The organism is Nocardia sp. NPDC050718 (assembly GCF_040654235.1).
GTDB lineage: Bacteria > Actinomycetota > Actinomycetes > Mycobacteriales > Mycobacteriaceae > Nocardia.
The window spans coordinates 340675-359769 of the sequence record NZ_JBFAHQ010000002.1; the positions used below are offsets into that span (position 1 = coordinate 340675).

17 protein-coding genes are annotated in these 19095 nt (G+C 71.9%); 7 read left to right on the forward strand and 10 right to left on the reverse strand.

The annotated features are described in order from the left end of the window. Positions 1–2: 2 nt before the first annotated feature. Positions 3–689, reverse strand: a complete 687-nt coding sequence (locus AB0H54_RS11050) for a metal-dependent transcriptional regulator (protein ID WP_355277572.1) — start codon at positions 687–689, stop codon at positions 3–5. 129 nt (positions 690–818) lie between these two features. Between AB0H54_RS11050 and AB0H54_RS11055 the strand changes: the two genes are divergently transcribed. Beyond that, on the forward strand, positions 819–2060 hold the full coding sequence (locus AB0H54_RS11055) for an acetoin utilization protein AcuC (protein WP_357344716.1): 1242 nt from the start codon (positions 819–821) through the stop codon (positions 2058–2060). Continuing rightward, positions 2053–4797 (forward strand): GNAT family N-acetyltransferase, encoded by a 2745-nt coding sequence (locus AB0H54_RS11060; protein ID WP_357344718.1) that lies wholly within the window; start codon positions 2053–2055, stop codon positions 4795–4797. The genes AB0H54_RS11055 and AB0H54_RS11060 overlap by 8 nt, the downstream gene beginning before the upstream one ends. Positions 4798–4909: 112 nt before the next feature. Here the strand turns inward: AB0H54_RS11060 and AB0H54_RS11065 are convergent, their stop codons facing one another. The 3 genes from AB0H54_RS11065 to AB0H54_RS11075 form a co-directional block, all read right to left on the reverse strand. Then, entirely contained in the window at positions 4910–5878 is a 969-nt protein-coding gene (locus AB0H54_RS11065; protein ID WP_022566390.1) for a sigma-70 family RNA polymerase sigma factor, read from the reverse strand. Positions 5879–6046: 168 nt separating this feature from the next. Next, a complete protein-coding gene (locus tag AB0H54_RS11070; RefSeq protein WP_357344720.1) occupies positions 6047–7564 on the reverse strand; it encodes a methyltransferase in 1518 nt (505 codons plus the stop codon). Between the two features lie 450 nt (positions 7565–8014). Then, positions 8015–8761, reverse strand: coding sequence for a VOC family protein (locus AB0H54_RS11075; protein WP_357344722.1), 747 nt, complete (start codon positions 8759–8761; stop codon positions 8015–8017). A gap of 201 nt (positions 8762–8962) precedes the next feature. Here AB0H54_RS11075 and AB0H54_RS11080 point away from each other — a divergent pair, with 201 nt between their 5' ends. Further along, entirely contained in the window at positions 8963–10354 is a 1392-nt protein-coding gene (locus AB0H54_RS11080; protein ID WP_357344724.1) for an MFS transporter, read from the forward strand. Here the strand turns inward: AB0H54_RS11080 and AB0H54_RS11085 are convergent. Then, a complete protein-coding gene (locus AB0H54_RS11085; RefSeq protein ID WP_357345707.1) occupies positions 10325–10684 on the reverse strand; it encodes a DUF3099 domain-containing protein in 360 nt (119 codons plus the stop codon). The two genes, AB0H54_RS11080 and AB0H54_RS11085, sit on opposite strands and share 30 nt — an antisense overlap. A gap of 143 nt (positions 10685–10827) precedes the next feature. On the opposite strand from AB0H54_RS11085, the gene AB0H54_RS11090 reads away from it, so the two are divergent. Then, positions 10828–11064 (forward strand): DUF3039 domain-containing protein, encoded by a 237-nt coding sequence (locus AB0H54_RS11090; protein WP_355277558.1) that lies wholly within the window; start codon positions 10828–10830, stop codon positions 11062–11064. Here AB0H54_RS11090 and AB0H54_RS11095 read toward each other — a convergent pair. After that, positions 11037–12023: a YihY/virulence factor BrkB family protein gene (locus AB0H54_RS11095; RefSeq protein WP_357345709.1), complete on the reverse strand. Its 987-nt coding sequence runs from the start codon at positions 12021–12023 to the stop codon at positions 11037–11039. The two genes, AB0H54_RS11090 and AB0H54_RS11095, sit on opposite strands and share 28 nt — an antisense overlap. Positions 12024–12408: 385 nt before the next feature. On the opposite strand from AB0H54_RS11095, the gene AB0H54_RS11100 reads away from it, so the two are divergent. Then, positions 12409–14088 (forward strand): DEAD/DEAH box helicase, encoded by a 1680-nt coding sequence (locus AB0H54_RS11100; RefSeq protein WP_355277838.1) that lies wholly within the window; start codon positions 12409–12411, stop codon positions 14086–14088. Positions 14089–14098: 10 nt separating this feature from the next. On the opposite strand, the gene AB0H54_RS11105 is transcribed toward AB0H54_RS11100, so the two are convergent. Further along, positions 14099–14701: a TetR/AcrR family transcriptional regulator gene (locus tag AB0H54_RS11105; RefSeq protein ID WP_357344726.1), complete on the reverse strand. Its 603-nt coding sequence runs from the start codon at positions 14699–14701 to the stop codon at positions 14099–14101. Between the two features lie 147 nt (positions 14702–14848). Here AB0H54_RS11105 and AB0H54_RS11110 point away from each other — a divergent pair, with 147 nt between their 5' ends. Beyond that, positions 14849–15583 (forward strand): SDR family oxidoreductase, encoded by a 735-nt coding sequence (locus tag AB0H54_RS11110; RefSeq protein ID WP_357344728.1) that lies wholly within the window; start codon positions 14849–14851, stop codon positions 15581–15583. A gap of 40 nt (positions 15584–15623) precedes the next feature. On the opposite strand, the gene AB0H54_RS11115 is transcribed toward AB0H54_RS11110, so the two are convergent. Next, entirely contained in the window at positions 15624–16166 is a 543-nt protein-coding gene (locus AB0H54_RS11115) for a hypothetical protein (protein WP_357344730.1), read from the reverse strand. After that, a complete protein-coding gene (locus tag AB0H54_RS11120) occupies positions 16166–17905 on the reverse strand; it encodes a DEAD/DEAH box helicase (protein ID WP_357345711.1) in 1740 nt (579 codons plus the stop codon). The genes AB0H54_RS11115 and AB0H54_RS11120 overlap by 1 nt, the downstream gene beginning before the upstream one ends. A 125-nt stretch (positions 17906–18030) precedes the next feature. Here AB0H54_RS11120 and AB0H54_RS11125 point away from each other — a divergent pair, with 125 nt between their 5' ends. Further along, the gene (locus tag AB0H54_RS11125) at positions 18031–18789 is read left to right on the forward strand and encodes a TetR/AcrR family transcriptional regulator (protein WP_357344732.1); all 759 of its coding nucleotides are present in this window, start codon (positions 18031–18033) and stop codon (positions 18787–18789) included. 94 nt (positions 18790–18883) lie between these two features. Here the strand turns inward: AB0H54_RS11125 and AB0H54_RS11130 are convergent, their stop codons facing one another. Continuing rightward, on the reverse strand, positions 18884–19078 hold the full coding sequence (locus AB0H54_RS11130; protein ID WP_029903635.1) for a hypothetical protein: 195 nt from the start codon (positions 19076–19078) through the stop codon (positions 18884–18886). Positions 19079–19095: the final 17 nt, after the last annotated feature.

The window sequence follows — 19095 nt, forward strand, 5'->3', positions numbered from 1 at the left end:
TATCAGACCAGCCTCACCTGGACGGCGTGCGCCATCTCTTCGGACAGTTCGAAACCACTGTGCCCCGGCACCGTGATCAGCACCGCACCCGGCTTGGTCTCGACGGTGACGCGCGCGTCGGGCACCACACCCGCCTCGCGCAGCCTGCCGATGACCTCCGGGTCGGTCTGGATGTGCTCGGCCAGCCTGCGCACCACGACGGCGTGCAGCGCGCCGTTGGGCAGGTCGGACAGCCGCACGAGCGTCTCCTCGGCAGCGGGGGTATCGCCGAGGCCGAGCTCGTCCAGCCCGGGGATGGGATTGCCGTAGGGCGAGGTGGTCGGGTGGTTGAGCACCTCGATCAGACGCCGTTCCACCTCCTCGCTCATCACGTGCTCCCAGCGGCACGCCTCGGCGTGCACGTTCTGCCAGTCGAGGCCGATGATGTCGACCAGCAACCGCTCGGCGAGCCGGTGCTTGCGCATCACCGCGACCGCCATGGCGCGGCCCTTGTCGGTCAGCTCGAGGTGGCGGTCACCCGCGACCAGCAGGAGGCCGTCGCGTTCCATCCGCGCGACCGTCTGGCTCACCGTCGGACCACTCTGCTCGAGCCGCTCGGCGATACGCGCCCGCAGCGGCACCACGCCCTCTTCCTCGAGGTCGTAGATGGTACGGAGATACATCTCCGTGGTGTCGACCAGATCCTTCACCTGTTACCCCTTCGTCGGCACGAATTCTACCCACGCGCGAACGCCCGTCCGCCCGCCGGACCGGCGGCCCTATTTCTACTGCATGTCAACGCGTCACGGGGGTCGCTGCTTCCGACTAGCGTGGCGAGCATGGTCACGCCGCCGCGCAGCGAAGAGCCCGGGACCGTCGTGTGGACCGAGCGATTCCTCGGCTACACCTGGAGTCCGGAGCACCCGATGAAACCGGCGCGTCTGCAGTTCACCATGTCGCTGGCCGAAAGTCTGGGCGTGCTCGACGGTGTCGAGCCGTTGGCGCCGGCCGCGGCCACCCGGGCCGACCTGTTGCGGGTGCACAGCAGCGCCTACATCGAAGCGGTGCGGCGGGCCGGGGACGGCCCACCGACGCCCGAGGACACGGTGTACGGCTTGGGAACCGCCGACAATCCCATCTTCCCACGCATGCACGAGGCGGCGTCGGTCATCGTGGGCGGAACGCTCGCCGCCGCCGGGGAGATCGCGGCCGGGCGGACCCGGCGGGCGGTGAGCATCGGTGGTGGCATGCATCACGCCATGCCCGACGCGGCGGCGGGCTTCTGCATCTACAACGATGCCGCGATCGCGATCTCGTGGCTGCTCGATCACGGCTTCGACCGCATCGCCTACCTCGACGTCGACGTCCATCACGGCGACGGCGTGCAACGCGCCTTCTACGCCGATCCGCGGGTGCTGACGATCTCGCTTCACCAGCACCCGGCGACGTTGTGGCCCAACACCGGCTGGCCCACCGAGACCGGCATCGGGGCGGCCGAGGGCACCTCGATCAACCTGCCGCTGCTGCCCGGCACCCGGGATGCCCAGTGGCTGCGCGGATTCCACGCGGTGGTGCCCGGCGCGGTGGCCGCGTTCCGGCCGCAGATCATCGTCAGCCAGTGCGGCGTCGACACCCATCGGGAGGACCCGCTGGCCGATCTCGAACTCACCGTGGACGGTCAGCGCGCGGCCTTCCTGGCGATGCGTGATCTGGCCGACACGTATGCCGAGGGGCGCTGGCTGGCCATCGGCGGCGGCGGATACGGCGTGGTCCGGGTGGTGCCCCGGGCCTGGACGCATCTGCTCGCCGCGGCCCTGGACCGGCCGCTGGCACCGGAGACCCCGGTCCCGGCCGACTGGATCGAGCAGGTGCGCGCCGCCGCGCCCCGGGTCCAGCCGCCGACCAGCATGGGTGACGGTGGCGACACCGCCTACCGGCCCTGGGACGGTCCCGGTGGCACCCCCGAGCTCGGTGACGCGGGCCAGATCCGCGCCCAACGGGCCATCGACACCGCCATCACGGCCACCCGGCGGGCGAGTTTCGCCCTGCTCGGGCTCGATCCGGAGGACCCTCGTGACTGAGCCGCTGCTCCCCGACACCCCCGATACGCCCGCGAATCCGCCTGCGCCACCCCAGCACTGGTACGGCGACGTGCTCGCCTCCGACGGCGGCGTGGTCCGGGTGCGCCCGATCGTGCCCGCCGACGCGCCCGCGCTGGCCGTGTTCCACGCCGCGCTGTCGGATCGCACCCGGTATCTGCGCTATTTCGGTCCGTACCCGCGGATCTCGCCCAAGGACATGTACCGCACCACCCACGTGGACTACCGCGACCGGGTGGGACTGGTCGCCCTGCTCGGGGACGCGATCATCGGCGTCGCCCGCTACGAGCTGCTCGACCGGCAGGGCCCGCGCGCCGCCGAGGTCGCGTTCGTGGTCGCCGACGAGCACCAGGGCCGCGGGCTGGGCTCGGTGCTGCTCGAGCACCTGGCGGGGGCGGCGGCCGAGAACGAGGTGGTGGCCTTCGTCGCGGAGGTGCTCGCCGAGAACGAGGCGATGATCACCGTCTTCCGCGATGCCGGCTATCAGCTGCAGCGCAGTCGCGACGGCGCCGAGGTGCATCTGGAATTCGCGATCGACCCCACCGAAGCGCTGCGCACCGTGCGGGATTCGCGCGAGGCCGCCTCGGAGGCGCGCAGCGTCGGCAACCTGCTCGCACCGGGCTCGGTGGCCGTGATCGGCGCGTCGCCGGAGGCCACCCGGGTCGGCGGCGCGGTACTGGCGAACCTGCTCGCCGGCGGCTTCAGCGGCCCGGTGTTCCCGGTGAACCCGCACCGGCGGTCGGTGCGTGGGGTGCGCGCCTACGCCACGGTGCGCGAGATCCCCGACGAAGTGGACCTGGCGGTCGTCGCGGTACCACCGGCCGCCATCGGGTCGGTGCTCGACGACTGCATGGCCAAGGGGGTCAAGGGCCTGGTGGTGCTGACGGCGGGTTTCGGCGAGACCGGACCGGAGGGCCTGGCCGCCGAACACGAGCTGGTCGCCGCGGCCCGCGGCCACGGCATGCGCGTGGTCGGTCCCAGCGCGCTCGGCATCGCCAACACCGACCCGGCGGTGGGGCTCAACGCCACCCTGGCCCCGGTGCTGCCCGAGCGCGGGCGGATCGGGTTCTTCTGCCAGTCCGGCCCGCTGGGCGCGGCGATCCTCGGCGAGGCGGCGGCCCGCAATCTCGGCCTGTCGACGTTCGTGTCGGCGGGCAACCGCGCCGATGTCTCCGGCAACGATCTGCTGCAGTTCTGGGACACCGCCGCCGATACCGAGGTGATCCTGCTGTATCTGGAGAGCTTCGGTAATCCGCGCAAGTTCTCCCGGCTGGCCCGGCGGGTGGCGCGCGGCAAGCCGATCGTGGCGGTGAGCAGCGGCCGCCTCGCGGCGGGCGCCGATATGGATCGCACGGTGGTGCGCGACCTGTTCGCCCAGGCCGGGATCATCCAGGTCGACTCCATCTCGGAACTGTTCGACTGTGCCGCGCTGCTGGCCAGTCAGCCGTTGCCGCGCGGACCACGGGTGGCGGTGGTCGGCAACAGCGCCGCGCTGAACTGGCTGGCCATCGACGCCGCGCACAGCGAGGGCCTGCGCGTGCACCGGCCCGCCACGGCGCTGGATCGCGGTCCCAGCGCGCGGCCGACCGAGCGGGCCGCCAGCGCGCCGGTCGACGGACCGGTGGATCTGGGGCCGGAGGCCACCCCCGCCGACTACCGGGAAGCGGTGCAGGCCGCGCTGCGCAGCGACGAGGTCGACGCGGTGATCGTCGTCGTCGCCCCGCCGGTGCCGGTGCCGATGACCGGCTTCGCCGACGCGCTCCGGGCGGCGGCCGCCTCGGCGCCCGGCAAGGACAAGCCGGTGCTGACCACCTTCGTCGCCGAATCGGGCATTCCGAAGCTGCTCGCGGTCCGCACGACCGGTGGCGCGCCGGCCAGAGGCTCCATCCCCTCGTATCCGGACCCGGAACGCGCGGCCAGGGCACTGGCCAGGGCCGAGCGTTACGCCCGCTGGCGGGACCGGCCGGTCTCCCCGGTCGTGCGGCCGCCCGGCATCGACACCGCGGCCGCGTCGGCCCTGGTGGCGGAGTGGCTCGCGGAATCGGGCGGGCGCTGGCTCACCGACGAGGAGACGGTGCGGCTGCTGAGCTGCTACGGCATCGACGTCGTGGAGTTCCGGGCGGTGCACGACGCCGAACAGGCGGTCGCCGCCGCCGAGGAACTGGGCTATCCGGTCGCGGCGAAGGCCACCGGGGAGCTGTGGCGGCGCAGGCCGGACCTGCTCGGGGTGCGCCTGGACCTGTGGACCCCCGACGCGGTCCGCCAGGCCTATACCGACCTGGTGGAGATCTGCGGCGATCCGCTGCTGCACGTGCAGAAGATGGCGACCAAGGGCATGGGGTGCGTGCTGCGGGTCACCGACGACCCGTCGTTCGGGTCGGTCATCGAGTTCGGGCTCTCGGGCCTGATCATCGAGCTGCTCGGCGACCGCGCGTTCCGCGCGCTGCCGCTCACCGCGGAGGAATCCGTGGCCCTGATCGAGGCGCCACGGGCCGCGCCGCTGCTGTCCGGGGGTCAGGCAGGGCCCGCCGTCGACAAGGCGGCCCTGGCCGAGCTGGCGCAGCGCATCTCTGCCCTGTTCGACGACATCCCGCAGATGCGCGAGCTGTCCTGCGATCCGGTGCTCGCGGCACCGTCCTCGGCCGAGATCATCTACGCCAGGGCCCGGATCGGCCCGGAACCGAGCCGCTTCGACACCGGCCCGCGCAGGCTGGCCTGAGCGGGTCCCCGACGAACAACGCCGACCGGCTCGCGACCCCGGAGGGGTGAGGTCGCGGACACCGGTCGGCGTTTCGGCAGACGACCCCGCGGGGCCGTCGGGTTCTGGGGGATCAGCTGGCGTAGGCGCGCAGCCGGTCGGCGCGCTCACCCTTGCGCAGCTTGGACATGACCTCGCGCTCGATCTGGCGGACCCGCTCGCGGGACAGACCGAACAGCTTGCCGATCTGGTCCAGGGTGCGGGGCTGACCGTCGTCGAGGCCGAAGCGCAGGCGGATGACCTGCTGCTCGCGCTCGTCGAGGGTGGCCAGGACGCTGCGCACGTCGTGGTGCAGCAGGCCGGCGATGACCGCGCTCTCGGCGGAGGTGGCCTCGGAGTCCTCGATGAAGTCGCCCAGCGGGGCTTCCTCGTCGTTGCCGACCGGCATGTCCAGGCTGACCGGGTCGCGGCTGTGGTCGAGCAGGTCGGCGATCTTCTCCACCGGGATGCCCGACTCGTTGGCGAGTTCGGCGTCGGTGGCCTCGCGACCGAGCTGCTGGTGCAGCTCACGCTTGATCCTGGCGAGCTTGTTGACCTGCTCGACCAGGTGCACGGGGAGCCGGATGGTGCGGCTCTGGTCGGCCATACCGCGGGTGATGGCCTGGCGGATCCACCAGGTGGCGTAGGTGGAGAACTTGAAGCCCTTGGCGTAGTCGAACTTCTCCATCGCGCGGATCAGTCCGAGGTTGCCCTCCTGGATCAGGTCGAGCAGCGGCATGCCGCGGCCGGTGTAGCGCTTGGCCAGCGAGACGACCAGACGCAGGTTGGCCTCGAGCAGATGCGAGCGGGCGGCCTGCCCTTCGCGGACCAGAATCGCCAGATCACGCTTGCGGGTCGCCGATAACCGCTTACCGGTCTCGAGCAGGTGCTGGGCATACAGGCCCGCCTCGATACGCTTGGCCAACTCGACCTCGTCGGCCGCCGTGAGCAGTGCCGTGCGGCCGATTCCGTTCAGGTACACGCGTACCAGGTCGGCGGCCGGGCTCTGGGCGTCGATATCGGACTCGCTGGGGCGCACACGAGTAGTGGCGGGGCTTGTCATGACTTGCCTCCTGTCGGTGGTGTCTCACTCCGATCAACGGACCCGACTTAGAGAAAGTTCCCGATCGTGCCGGTGATAAACCGCTCTGAGCTGCGGGTTCCCACCGGTACGGCTGAGAAGTTCCTGAGAAGAGCACCGTGCCCGGAACTCGGCCCACCACCGGGCGGCTTACACGGGTCGGACCAATCCGTGGCGCACCAGACCGGCCACGACGCCGAGTGCCTGGGCGGCGAACTCCGGGGTCACCTCGTCGGCGCCCTCGGCGAGGGCCAGCAGTTCGAGCAGTTCGTACAACGGCAGACCATCCGGTCGCATTCCCGCGACCAGGGCCACCGTCGACTCGTCGACCTCGTGCTGCCAGCGCGGACCGTCGCCGCGATGCAGCCGCGCGACCTGCTCGGCCCAGCCGTGCTCACCGGGCAGATACACCCGCTCCAGGGCGGTGGCCGGGCTCGGCGCGAAGCGGGAGGTCCAGGCGAGGGTGTCGTCGGCGGCCACCGCGCGCAGCCACGCCGAGCGCGCGAAGTAGGCGGGCGCCTCGTCACCGAGCGGATCATCGAAGCCGTGGGTGAGGTCCTCGGCCATCAGCTCGGTCGGTCCGTCGATGGCGTGCAGGTAGACGAACCCGAACCCGATGCCCTCCACGTCGGCGGCCTCGAACGCCGCCAGCCACGCTTCCGCGCGGGCCTGGGCGGCCGGGTCACGCGGGTCGAGGCCCGCGTCGCGCAGCCAGGTGCCCACGTAGAGCGCCGGATCGGCGACGTCGCGCTGCACGACCCAGGCGTCGACGCCGTGGGCGGGCAGCCACGACGACACCCGTTGCCGCCAGTCCTGGCCCTCGACGTGCACCCAGGCGGCGAGCATGGCCGCGGTGCCGCCGGGGGCCAGCAGGCCGGGCGCCTGCCCGATCACCAGTTCGCTGGCACCGTCCAGGGCCAGCCCGGAGTCGCGATAGGTGTGTTCGATGCGTGCCGGGCCGACCACGAAGGGGGGATTGGCCACGATCTGATCGAACTTCCGGCCCGCCACCGGTTCGAACCAGGAGCCTTCCCGCAGTTCGATGTCGAGTTCGTTCAGGGTGGCGGTGGCCTGGGCCAGCCACAGCGCCCGCGCGTTGACGTCGGTGGCGGTGACCCGGCCCGCGTAGCTCGCCGCGTGCACGGCCTGCACACCGCAGCCGGTGCCCAGGTCGAGCAGGGTGCCCACCGGTTCGGTCGGTGTGGCGCGCAGCAGCGACAGCGACGCGTGCCCGACACCGAGGACATGGTCCTCGGTGAGGGTGCGCCTGCGCATCGAATCGTCGAGGTCGGACAGGATCCAGCGGGTGCCCGCGCCGGTGTCGAGCGGGCGCAGATCCAGTGCGGCCCTGAGGTCGTCGCCGTCCCGGGCCAGCAGCCCCGCCGCGACGGCGTCGTCGATCCGCACCGGCGACAGCGCGGCGGCGACCTCGCGTTCCGGCAGCGCGTCACCGAGCAGCAGCAGCCGGATCAGCGTGCCCAGCTCCCCGGCCGCCCGCGCGGCCCGGCGCACCGGCACCGGCTCGGACCGGCCCAGCGCGGCATGCACGTCGGGGCCGAGCGCGTCCACCAGCGTGTCGGCGTCGTAGCCGACCCGGATCAGCGCCGTGCGCAGGTCCGGGGACAGTGCGGTGAGCAGGGAACCGGTGGTCGTGGGGTTCGTAGGCACCCGCCTACTCTGCCAGGGCAACGCGCGCCCGGATCGACCAGCTACAGGCGCGTGTCGTGCGGCACTGCACGCGCCCACCGCTGGAAGGGCCGTTCCCGTGCCGACGGTGCTGGGCTGGCAACCGTCGCCGCCACCGGCCACTCCCGGACCATGTCCGGCGGTCGATGGGGCTGGCTGTCGTGGCCGCCACCAGGCCGGTCCCGGACCCTGTCCGGCCGTTGATGGAGCTGGCAACCGCCGCCGCCGGGCCGTTCCCGGACCATGTCTAGTGGTCGATGGGCTGGGTGTCGTCGCCGCGACCGGGCCGGTCCCGGACCATGTCTGGCCGTCGATGGGCTAGAGATCACCGGCGCCCAGGCTCGTTCTGGCGCTGGCGCATCGGGTCCGGTCGTCGATCGGTCGTCCGGCAGGAGCTCGGGGTGGTGACGACGGCGGTCCCGGCCGGTGGCGTCAGCCGGTGTACGGGTCGCGGCCGGTGACGCAGTAGAGCGCGGAACCGGGGTCGCGCAACACGATCCAGCGTTCGCCGTCCGCGACCCGGGTGGCGCCGAGCGATTCGTGCCAGGCGGCGGTGGCGGTGATATCGGAGGAGGCCAGGTCCGGGTGGGCGGCGGCGGGGCGCGGCTCGTCGAGGCGCTGGAGCAGGAAGTGCAGCGGCTGATCGGGACCGCGCAAGCGGGAGAACTCGGGACGGCGGCCCGGTCGATGGGTCCAGCCGGTCAGCGCCTGCCAGAAGGCGGTGTCGGTCGCGATGTCGGCGGGGGACAGGTCCAGGCAGATCTGATCGAGGCGGGTCACGGTGCCGTCGGGCGCGGTCGACACGACGACCGGGGGTGGGGTCGCGTCCTCGGACGCGGCGGCCTCGCGAACCGGGGTGAAGCAGAACGTCTGTCCGGCGGGCGATTCCAGCACGGTGTAGTCGCGTTCGACAGTGACGACCCGGGCGCCGAGATCGGTCGCGCTCGCCACCGCGGCGGGGATGTCGTCGACGTCGAGGTCGAGGTGGATACCGCCGTCGTCCCCGACGCGCTGCATCTTCAGCCAGGCGGGACCGGTGGCGGGCAGCAGGGTGACGAATTCGCCGTCCGCGCCCCGGGGTTCGGACACGGTGGAGCCGGTGACCGTCGCCCAGAACCGCACGCAGTCGTCGAAACCGGTGGCGGGACGGTCGAGAAAGGCCCACGTCCAGCGAATCATGCTGTCTCCGTTTCGGTGTGGATCGGGTCCCGGCGCGGCCGACCGATCGTCGGCGCGGGGGCGGAGGTCCTGTCCGCACGGTAGGCGGCAACGGGCGCGCTGTCGACCGCGATATCGCCGGGCGGCGAGTTGGCAGGATGTCGACGAAAGATGTCATCGCGGCCACTCGTTCGTGCCGCGAAGTTCCGGCACCCTGTTCCGGTGACCGATCTCCGCGCGCCCCTGCCGCCCACCGGCGACGACCCGGCCGACCGCGCCACTCCCGTCCCCGGCGACGCGGGGGCCATCGATCGGCCGACCGACGCCGCGCCGGTGATCACCCGGCGTCGTCGCGCCCCGCATCCCGCGTGGATCGTGGCGGGCGTCGGCTTCGTCGCCTTGCTGGGCGCCGCCGCCTTCCGCTCGGTGCCCAGCGTCCTGATCGACCCGCTGCACGCCGAATTCGGCTGGTCACACGCGACGATCTCGGCCGCCGTGTCACTGAACATGCTGCTCTACGGCGTGATCTCGCCGTTCGCGGCCGCGCTGATGGACCGCTTCGGCATCCGCCGGGTGGTGTGTTCGGCGCTGGTGCTGATCGCGGCGGGCAGCGGGCTGACGGTGTTCATGACCCAGGCCTGGCAGCTGGTGGCGACCTGGGGCCTGCTGGTCGGGGTGGGCGTGGGATCGATGTCGATGCCGTTCGTCGCCACCATCACCGGCCGCTGGTTCGTGCGCAGCCGCGGCCTGGTCACCGGCGTGCTGACCGCCGCGGGCGCGACCGGTCAACTGGTGTTCCTGCCGCTGGTGTCGATGCTGGCGCACGAGCACGGCTGGCGGCTGCCGTCGGTGCTCGTGGCGGGCGTCGCGCTGGCCGTGGTGCCGCTGGTGTGGCTGTTCGTCCGGGATTACCCGAGCGATGTCGGCGTGCGGGCCTACGGTGCGCCGGACGGTTCGGACGCGGGGCTGCGCGTCGCGGTCGCCGGGGGCGCGAGCCGGGCGCTGAAGGTCCTGGCCTCGGCCGCGCGCAGGCCCGGGTTCTGGCTGCTGGCAGGCGGTTTCGCGGTGTGCGGCGCGTCGACCAACGGCTTGGTCGGCACGCATTTCGTGACCGCGGCCCACGATCACGGCATGCCGCCGACCACCGCGGCGGGGCTGCTGGCGCTGGTCGGGATCTTCGATGTGGCGGGCACGATCGCCTCCGGCTGGCTCTCGGACCGGGTCGATCCGCGCTACCTGCTGCTCGGCTACTACTCGCTGCGCGGGCTCTCGCTGCTGATCCTGCCTTCGCTGCTGGGTCCGCACACCCAGCCCAGCATGTGGGTCTTCGTGGTCTTCTACGGCCTGGACTGGATCGCCACGGTCCCGCCGACCGTGCTGCTGTGCCGGGAGCTGTTCGGCGCCGACGGGCCGATCGCGTTCGGCTGGGTGTTCGCCGCCCATCAGGTCGGCGCGGCGATCGCGGCCACCGGCGCGGGACTCATCCGCGACCTGCAGGGTTCCTACGATCTGGCCTGGTATCTCGCCGGCGCGCTGTGCGGCCTGGCGGCGCTGATGTCGATGCTGGTGCGGCGCCCGCAGGCGTCAGCCGTCGATGGCCTTGTGCGGGCGTGAGTCCAGCGCGATCTGGTTGGCCCGGCCGTCCCAGCGGCTCGGCTCGTCCTTGCTGCGCGGCGGCCGGTCGTTGGCGATGAGCACGGCGATCCACGGCAGCGGCACCGAGGCCACGATGATCAGGATCGAGATCAGCGGGTTCTCGAACGCGCTGTAGGCGATCGCGGCCAGGATCAGGCAGGGGATGCGGAAGGCCATGATGATCGTGTAGCGGCGGACGCGGGCGCGATGCTGGTCGTCGAGCGACGGCGCGGCCTCGGTGATGAGCACCGGGTGCTTGGCGTCGGCGCCGGGGAAATAGCCGCGCGAGGAACTCGGCGCGGCGGGCATCGTCACCTCCGGGGCCGGTGTCGGCTCGTCGGCGCCGGGGGTGTCGCCGTGGGACTGCATACCCCGAGTCTTCCACTCGACGCCGGCGAACGCACACGCGGCTGGTCAGCGGTACGCGCCCGGGATGCGGCATCATGGAAGGCGTGAGTACAGACACTCTGGTACGCCCGGAAACCACGACCGACGAGACGACCGGCGACGACGTCCCCAAGTTCTTCCACTACGTGAAGAAGGACCGGATCGCCGAGAGTGCCGTGATGGGCACCATGGTCGTCGCGCTGTGCGGCGAGGTCTTCCCGGTGACGCGTTCGCCCAAGCCCGGTTCGCCGGTCTGCCCGGACTGCAAGAAGGTCTACGACGGCTTGCGCAAGGGCGACTGAACCGGCTCCGCGTTCGGTGCGGTCGATGCCTCCGCCGAGGCGTCGGCCGCCTCGTCGCGTTCGTCGTCACCGCGCACCTGGTTGCTGAGCCACTCCTTGACCTGCTCCATCCGGGTGGCCCTGGCCGGCCAGAACTCCTGCACCGCGGCGTTGAACTCGGCGCCGAGGATCACCGCGAAGCCGAGGAAATAGGTGAACAGCAGGAACGCGATCGGCGTGGCCAGCGCGCCGTAGCTCACCCCGGTGGCGGTGATCCAGGCCAGATACCGGCGCAGCAGGTCGCTGGCGGCCAGGAAGAACACCCCCGCCACCAGCGCGCCGCCGAAGAGCCGGTGCCAGGGCAGCGATCGGTGCAGCGCCAGCTTGTAGAGCGTGGTCAGCCCGACGATCAGCAGCAACCCGACGATCGGGTAGTAGAACGTGTCGATCAGGCGCAGGCCGGGTTCGCGCCAGGTCTCGGGCAGCACCCGGCCGATCCGGGTGGGCCCGAGCGCGATCACCGGCAGGATCAGCACCGCCGCCACCAGGAACTGCACGTACAGCAGCAGCGCGAAGATCCGCTGCCAGACCGGGTGCCGGGCGTCCTGCTGATCGTGGGCCTCCACGATCGCGTCGACGAAGGTCGCCATCGCCGAGGACCCGGCCCACAGCGACAGCACGAAGCCCACCGACACCACCGCGCCGCGCCCGCGGCCGAGCACGTCGTCGACGGTGGGTTCGATCAGGTCGGAGACGACCGACGGGCTGAAGAACTCCCGGCTGAACGCGATGATCTTGGATTCCACGATCTGCACCGTGTCGGGGCCGAAGAGCCCGCCCACGTAGCCGAGGCTGCCGAGCAGGCCGAGCAGCAGCGGCGCGAGCGAGAGCGTCTGCCAGAAGGCGGCGGCCGCCGATTTGGCGAAGATCGAGTTGTTCCAGCACTTCTGGGCCACCCGGACCACCAGCCGCCACGCCATGAGCAGCCACCGCGTCACCCGGGCGTGTTCGCGGGGACGTTGCCCGGCGGCCGCGGGCGGCGCGGGCGGACCGCCGGGCAGGGATGCCTGCGGCGGGTGTGCCGCGTCGGCTGCCCGGATCTGGTCGTTGCTCATGGTGTCTCCAGCATCCCGCACGATGGTGGTCCGTGTGGTGCGGGCCGGGCATCGTGTCGGCGGGTAACAGGTAAATGGCCGGTGACCTCGGGCTCGTTTGTGATGCCTGTCGCCCACCCCGCGTCGGTTTGGCGACACGCCGCATCGGGCGGCTAGGGTCGTCTGCGTGACTGGGTCGGGTGGCGTCGCTGCGGCGAGAGAAGCGGGTACACCGGGCGATGCGGCCGCGGGGGGTGCGTCGGGGGGTTCCCTGCGCGCCTGGCAGCGGCGCGCGCTCACGAAATACCTGGCCACCAAGCCGCGCGACTTCCTCGCGGTCGCGACCCCCGGCGCGGGTAAGACCACCTTCGCGCTGCGGGTAGCCGCGGAGTTGCTGGCCGATCGCACGGTCGACCAGGTGACCGTCGTCGCGCCGACCGAGCACCTCAAGCACCAGTGGGCCGCCTCGGCCGCCCGCTCCGGCATCCAGCTGGACTCGCGCTTCTCCAACAGCACCGGCGGCACCTCCGGCGACTACCACGGCGTCGTGGTGACCTACGCCCAGATCGCGGCCCACCCCGCGCGGCACCGGGTGCGCACCGAGAATCGCCGCACCCTGGTGATCCTCGACGAGATCCACCACGCGGGCGACGCCAAGAGCTGGGGCGAGGCCACCGAGGAGGCCTTCGGCGACGCGACGCGCAGGCTCGCGCTGACCGGAACCCCGTTCCGCAGCGACGATTCCAAGATCCCGTTCGTCACCTACGAACCCGACGAGGCCGGTTTCCCGCGCTCGCGCGCCGACCACTCCTACGGCTACGCCGACGCCCTGGCCGACGGCGTCGTGCGCCCGGTGGTCTTCCTGGCCTACTCCGGTGACGCGCACTGGCGCGACAGCGCGGGCGAGGAGCACACCGCCCGCCTCGGCGAACCGCTCAGCGCCGAACAGACCGCGCGTGCCTGGCGCACCGCGCTGGACCCGGCGGGCGACTGGATCTCGGCGGTGCTGCGCGCGGCCGACACCCGGCTGCGCCAGCTGCGCGCCTCGGGCATCCCCGACGCGGGCGGCCTGGTGATCGCCACCGATCAGGAACGCGCCCGCGACTACGCCGAACTGCTGGAACACATCTCGGGGGAGCGGCCCGCGGTGGTCCTCTCCGACGACCCGCAGTCCTCGAGCCGCATCGACGAGTTCGCCAAGGGCACCCAGCCGTGGATGGTCGCGGTGCGCATGGTGTCCGAGGGCGTCGACGTGCCGCGCCTGGCCGTCGGCGTGTACGCGACCAGCGCGTCGACGCCGCTGTACTTCGCGCAGGCCATCGGCCGGTTCGTGCGTGCCCGCAAGCCGGGGGAGACTGCCAGCGTCTTCCTGCCGTCGGTGCCGGTGCTGCTCGACCTGGCGGCCCAGCTCGAGCTCCAGCGCGACCACGTGATCGGCAAGCCGCATCGCGAGAAGAACGCGCTCGACGACGAACTGCTGATCGACGCGAACAAGACCAAGGACGAGCCGGGCGAGGAGGAGAAGTCCTTCGTCGCCCTGGCCGCCGACGCCGAGCTCGACCAGGTGATCTACGACGGCTCCTCCTTCGGCACCGCCACCATCGCGGGCAGCGACGAGGAAGCCGACTACCTGGGTATCCCCGGCCTGCTCGACGCCGACCAGATGCGCGCGCTGCTGCGCGAACGGCAGACCCGTCAGCTCGCCGACCGCAGTGCCCAGGACGCCGCCGTCCCCGCGCCCGCCGCGGTCGTCGAACGGGTCGCGACGTCGGACAAGCTGGGGGAACTGCGCCGCGAACTCAACAGCCTGGTCGCGATGCACCACCACCGCACCGGCAAACCGCACGGCGTGATCCACGGCGAGCTCCGGCGCGAATGCGGCGGTCCGCCCACGGCTCTGGCGACCGCCGACCAGCTGACCGAGCGCATCGCGGCCCTGCGACGCCAGTAGCGCGTGGACGCTACGTCGTCGACGCCGCGAGCACGTGCAGCGCGCTGTCGACGGCGGCGCTGAGCTCGGCATGGCCGACGTCGTCCCTGGCCTGGATCGAGAGTCCGTACAGGACGGTGCTGTACAGCGTCGCCAGCGCGGCGGTGTCGGTGCCGGGCCGCAGATCGCCGTCGGCGACGCCGCGGTCGAGCCGAGCGTGGATGTCGGCGGTGGTGTGCCGGCGGGCCTCGGCGAGGAACTCACGGACCGAGGCGTTGCGCGTGGTGTAGGTCGCGCCCGCCAGGACCACCATGCAGCCGTGCGGCAGCCCGGGGTCGGTATAGGTGGTGATGTTGTCGCGCAGCATCGCCGCGATGGCGGCGTAGGCGGTGGGTTCCTCGCGCAGCGCCCGCGCCGTGCGTGACCCCTCGGTACGGCCGTAGAGCTCGACCGCGGCGCGGAACAGGGCTTCCTTGTCGCCGAAGGCGGCGTAGAGGCTGGGGGAGTTGATGCCCATGGCGGTGGTGAGGTCGGCCATCGAGGCGCCGTCGTAGCCGCGTTCCCAGAACACCTCCATGGCGCGCCGCAGGGCGACGTCGCGATCGAAACCGCGTGGGCGGCCGCGTTCTGCCATGGCGAACCTTTCTGTGTCGATCGACAAACATACCTCGTCGAGCCCCCGCTCGTAAATTCTGTATCGATCGATAAGAAACTCTTGACGCGGCTCGGCGTCGTGCGCTTGGCTATTTGTGTACTGATCACTACATAAAGGAGCGAACCGATGACGAGCAGCACCGTGGCCCTGGTGACCGGTGGCAGCCGGGGGATCGGCGCCGCCATCGCCCGCAAGCTGGCGGGCGCGGGCGCCGACGTGGCGTTCACCTACCAGCGCGACGAGAGCGCGGCGAAGGCCGTCGCCGCCGACATCGAGGCGCTGGGCAGGCGGGCGCTGCCGCTGCGCGCCGACAGCGCCGACGCGGGGCAGATCGCCGCCGCGGTCGACCGGACCGCGCGGGACCTGGGCGGGCTGGACGTGCTGGTGAACAACGCGGGCATCTTCCCGGCCAAGCCCTACGAGGAATTCGGCCTGGACGAGATCGACCGGGCGCTGAACATCCACGCGCGCGCCCCGTTCGTCGCGGGCCAGGCCGCGCTGGCCCATCTGGGCGAGGGCGGGCGGATCATCTCCATCGGCTCGAACCTGACCGACCGCGCGCTCTTCGGCGGCCTGGCGCTCTACAACCTGAGCAAGTCCGCGCTCAACGGCTACACCAAGGCGCTGGCCCGCGAACTGGGCCCGCGCGGCATCACCGTCAACCTGGTCCAGCCGGGACCCACCGACACCGACATGAACCCGGCGGGCAGCGACCACGCGCCGGTCCAGCGGGAGTTCAACGCGCTGGGGCGCTTCGGCGCGCCCGAGGACGTCGCCGATCTCGTCGCTTTCCTCGCCGGTCCCGCCGGGCGGACCATCACCGGCGCGGTCATCACCATCGATGGTGGCACCAACGCCTGAGCGCGCCGGGGCACCGCGCGAACGGCGGTGCCCCGGCGCGTCAGACCGCGAAGAAGCGCGCGGGATCGAGTGCGTTGATGCTGGTCCAGCGCTGTTCCTGGACGGGTGCCGCGGTGTCGGTGGTCGCGTCGAAATAGCCCTGGAGCTCCAGGGCGAGCCGCGGATTCTCGTCGACCTGCCGGGCGATCGTGTACAGCACCGCGAGCACGTGCACGCACCGGTCGGTGCGCGCCGAGCACGAGCAGTCGGTACTGGCCAGGGTCGGGGCGGGCGAGTGACCCGCGTCGAGCAGCGCGCGGTGCATCTCGTCGGTGACCACCGAGGAATCGGGAATCGCCCGCGCGATCGTGGTCACCTCGGCCCGGGTCAGCGGCACCACCTCGACATGGGCGATCGAAGCCTGACCGCCCCGATGCAGATGCGCGCGGACCGTGCGCCCCTCGATCTCGGTGCGCACGCCGTGATTGCGGGCGATGCTGCGGGCGCGGGGCAGCATCGGTTCCGGCTTGGTCTGGCGCAGCGGCTCGGCCAGCCGGACCCAGTCCTTGCCCCAGGGCGTGTAACCGAATTCGTTGTCGGCCATCAGTTCTCTCGCTTCCGGCGCAGGATGTCGACGAGGGCGTCGTCGTCGAGGCGGGCCAGTTCGGCGATGCCCGCCGCGTCGGACAGATCGGTCAGCGCCGATTTCCGGGTGTGCATCGCGGCGATGTGCTCCTCGACCGTGGTCGAGCTGGTCAGCGTGGTGACCGTGACGGTGCGGGTCTGCCCGATCCGGTGCGCGCGGTCGGAGGCCTGCGCTTCGACGGCCGGATTCCACCAGCGATCGAAGTGGATCACATCGGCGGCGCGGGTGAGGGTCAGACCGGTGCCCGCCGCGCGCAGGCTCAGCACGAGCACCGGTGGGCCGTCCGGTGACTGGAACGCGGAGACGATCCCGGCGCGCTGGTCGGCGTCGAGCCCGCCGTGGAAGAACGGCGCGGTGACCCCGAACTGTTCGGCGAGATGCCGCACCAGCAGCTCACCGGTCGCGCGGTACTGGGTGAAGATCAGCGTGGGGTCGCCGGTGTCGAGATTGGTCGCCACGATGTCGGTGCAGAGGTCGAGTTTGCCGGAGCGCCCGGCCAGTTCGTCCAGGTCGCCGGAGACCAGGCCGGGATGGTTGCAGACCTGTTTGAGCCCGGTCAGCGCCGCGAGCACGCGCCCCTGGCGTTGCAGCCCGGAGCCGAAGCCCTCGTCGAGCGCCTCGGCGAGCACCGCGTCGTAGACCCGTTCCTGTTCCTGCGTCAGGTCGCACAGCAGATCGCTGTGGATCTTCGCCGGCAGCGAGGCCGCGACCTGGATCTTCTTGCGGCCGAGGAGGACCGGTTCCACCGCGTCCCGCAACCGGGCCGCGGCCGTGGCCGACCCCTCCTCGATCGGTTTGACGAACCGGCGCCGGAACTGGGTGCGGTGGGCGAACAGTCGCGGCACGGTGAGGTGCAGCAGCGCGAACAGCTCGTCGAGATGGTTCTCCACCGGCGTGCCGGTCAGGGCGACCTTGGCGTCGGCGGGCACGGCCTTGGCGGCCCGCGACACCTGCGTGCGCGGATTCTTCAGCGCCTGGGCCTCGTCGAACACCACGGTCGCCCACCGGGTCTCGGTCAGGGCGGCCCCGTGCAGCCGCAGCGTCGGATACCCGGCGACCACGATCGTGCCGGGCGCGGCGGGCACCGCGCCACCGCGCCAGGACACGGCCGTCAGATCGGGCGCGAACCGCGTGATCTCGTGGACCCAGTTGCCGACCAGCGAGGTCGGGCACACCACCAGTTGCGGGCCGGCGGACCGGCCGCGCAGGAATCCGATGGTCTGCACGGTCTTGCCGAGCCCCATCTCGTCGGCCAGCACCGCGCCGCCGTACGCCGCGACGGTCTCGTGCAACCAGCTCACGCCCCGCACCTGATACGGACGCAGCGTGGCGTCGAGCAGGCCGGCGAGTTCGATGGCGGCGAGCTCGGTCTCCCGTAGCACCCGCGCGGCTCGCTCCGCCGAGAAGATCGCGGTGCCGACGGCGTCGGGGACGGCGTGGGCGGCGATCGGCAGGGTGTCGGGCCGGACGTCGGTGTCCTGGGCGAGCACCGCGCGCCACGCCAGCGTCGACGGCGCGAGGTCGTCGGGAGCCAGTCCGGCCAGCTCGGCGGGCGTCACGACGGCGGCCGGGACCTCGGTCGGCTCGATCGCGCCGCGTTCGCCGACCGGGAGCGCGAGCGTGAGGTGTTCCCGATCGCCGAGGTCGGTGGGCGCGGGGCCCGCACCGTGACCGGTCCACGTCCACAGGGCGAACAGGTGACGGTCGGGGAGATAGGTGGCCTGAGTGGCGGGCAGAGCGGTCTCCTCTGATCGGGCAGCGCGAACGACCTAACAACGTACACTGTACTGAGTTTGTTCCCGACCGCCAGAAAGGACCGCGCGTGCCCACCGACGGCGACGAGTCCACCGCGCAGGCCACCCGCATCCTCGAGCTGCTGTGGCGGCACGCGCTGCCCGCCAGACCGGGCGCCCGCGGCCCGAAACCCGGGCTCACCGTCGACGCCGTGGTCGCCGCGGGCATCGCCCTGGCCGATCGCGACGGGATCGACAAGCTGACGATCCGCGCGGTCGCCGCCGACCTCGGGCTGCGCGCCATGAGTCTCTACACCTATGTGCCCAGCAAGGAGGCGCTGCTGGTGCTCATGGTCGACGCCGTCGCCGCCGACGACCCGCCGATCCCGGCCGACCTGCCGATCCGCGACCGGATGATCGCGGTGGCCGCCCGGATCCGGGCCGAGCTGATCGCGCACCCCTGGCTGCTCGAGGTCTCGCCGTGGCGGCAGGTGCTCGGGCCCGCTCGAATGCGCCGCTACGAAGGTCAGCTCGCCGCGATCGAGGGCATCGGGCTCGACGACCTCGCGATGGATCGCGCGATCGCGGTGCTCACCGACTTCGCCACCGGCAACGCCCGCCTCGCCATCGCGGCGGCGGGTGCGACGGCCCAGCTCAGCGACGCCGACTGGTGGAACGTGCACGGCCCCCTGCTGGCGAGGGTGATGCCCGCCGCGGAGTTCCCGCTGGCGGGCCGGGTCGGCGCGACCGTGGGCGAGCACTACCAGGCACCGGCCGATCCCGACGGCGCCTTCTCCTACGGCGTCGCGACCCTGGTCGACGGCATCCTCGCCGACGCCGCGGGCTGATCCCGGAGACAACAACAGCGGGCGTCCGGATTCCGGATCGCCCGCTGTCGGGTGTTCTGTTGTCAGATGTTGTTGTTTCGGACGCGAGGAGTGGTCAGAGGGCGGGAGCGGATTCCGTGTCGATCACGGCTTCGAGCTCGCGCAAACGGTCCATGTGTTCATTCGCGTGGTGCTGGCAGAAGAGCAACTCGCCACCCGCGGGAAGAACGGCACGCACTCGGGCAGCCGCCCCGCAACGATCGCAACGATCGACCGCGGTCAGTGGGGTGCTGGTCAGGGTTCCTGGCATGACTCCTCCGTCCCGGC

What these genes read in the sequence shown, in the direction of transcription:
- AB0H54_RS11055 (WP_357344716.1), top strand. Translation starts at nt 819, where the DNA reads ATGGTCACGCCGCCGCGCAGCGAAGAGCCCGGGACCGTCGTGTGGACC.
- AB0H54_RS11065 (WP_022566390.1), bottom strand. Translation starts at nt 5,878, where the DNA reads ATGACAAGCCCCGCCACTACTCGTGTGCGCCCCAGCGAGTCCGATATC.
- AB0H54_RS11075 (WP_357344722.1), bottom strand. Translation starts at nt 8,761, where the DNA reads ATGATTCGCTGGACGTGGGCCTTTCTCGACCGTCCCGCCACCGGTTTC.
- AB0H54_RS11085 (WP_357345707.1), bottom strand. Translation starts at nt 10,684, where the DNA reads ATGCCCGCCGCGCCGAGTTCCTCGCGCGGCTATTTCCCCGGCGCCGAC.
- AB0H54_RS11095 (WP_357345709.1), bottom strand. Translation starts at nt 12,023, where the DNA reads ATGGCGTGGCGGCTGGTGGTCCGGGTGGCCCAGAAGTGCTGGAACAAC.
- AB0H54_RS11105 (WP_357344726.1), bottom strand. Translation starts at nt 14,701, where the DNA reads ATGGCAGAACGCGGCCGCCCACGCGGTTTCGATCGCGACGTCGCCCTG.
- AB0H54_RS11110 (WP_357344728.1), top strand. Translation starts at nt 14,849, where the DNA reads ATGACGAGCAGCACCGTGGCCCTGGTGACCGGTGGCAGCCGGGGGATC.
- AB0H54_RS11115 (WP_357344730.1), bottom strand. Translation starts at nt 16,166, where the DNA reads ATGGCCGACAACGAATTCGGTTACACGCCCTGGGGCAAGGACTGGGTC.
- AB0H54_RS11130 (WP_029903635.1), bottom strand. Translation starts at nt 19,078, where the DNA reads ATGCCAGGAACCCTGACCAGCACCCCACTGACCGCGGTCGATCGTTGC.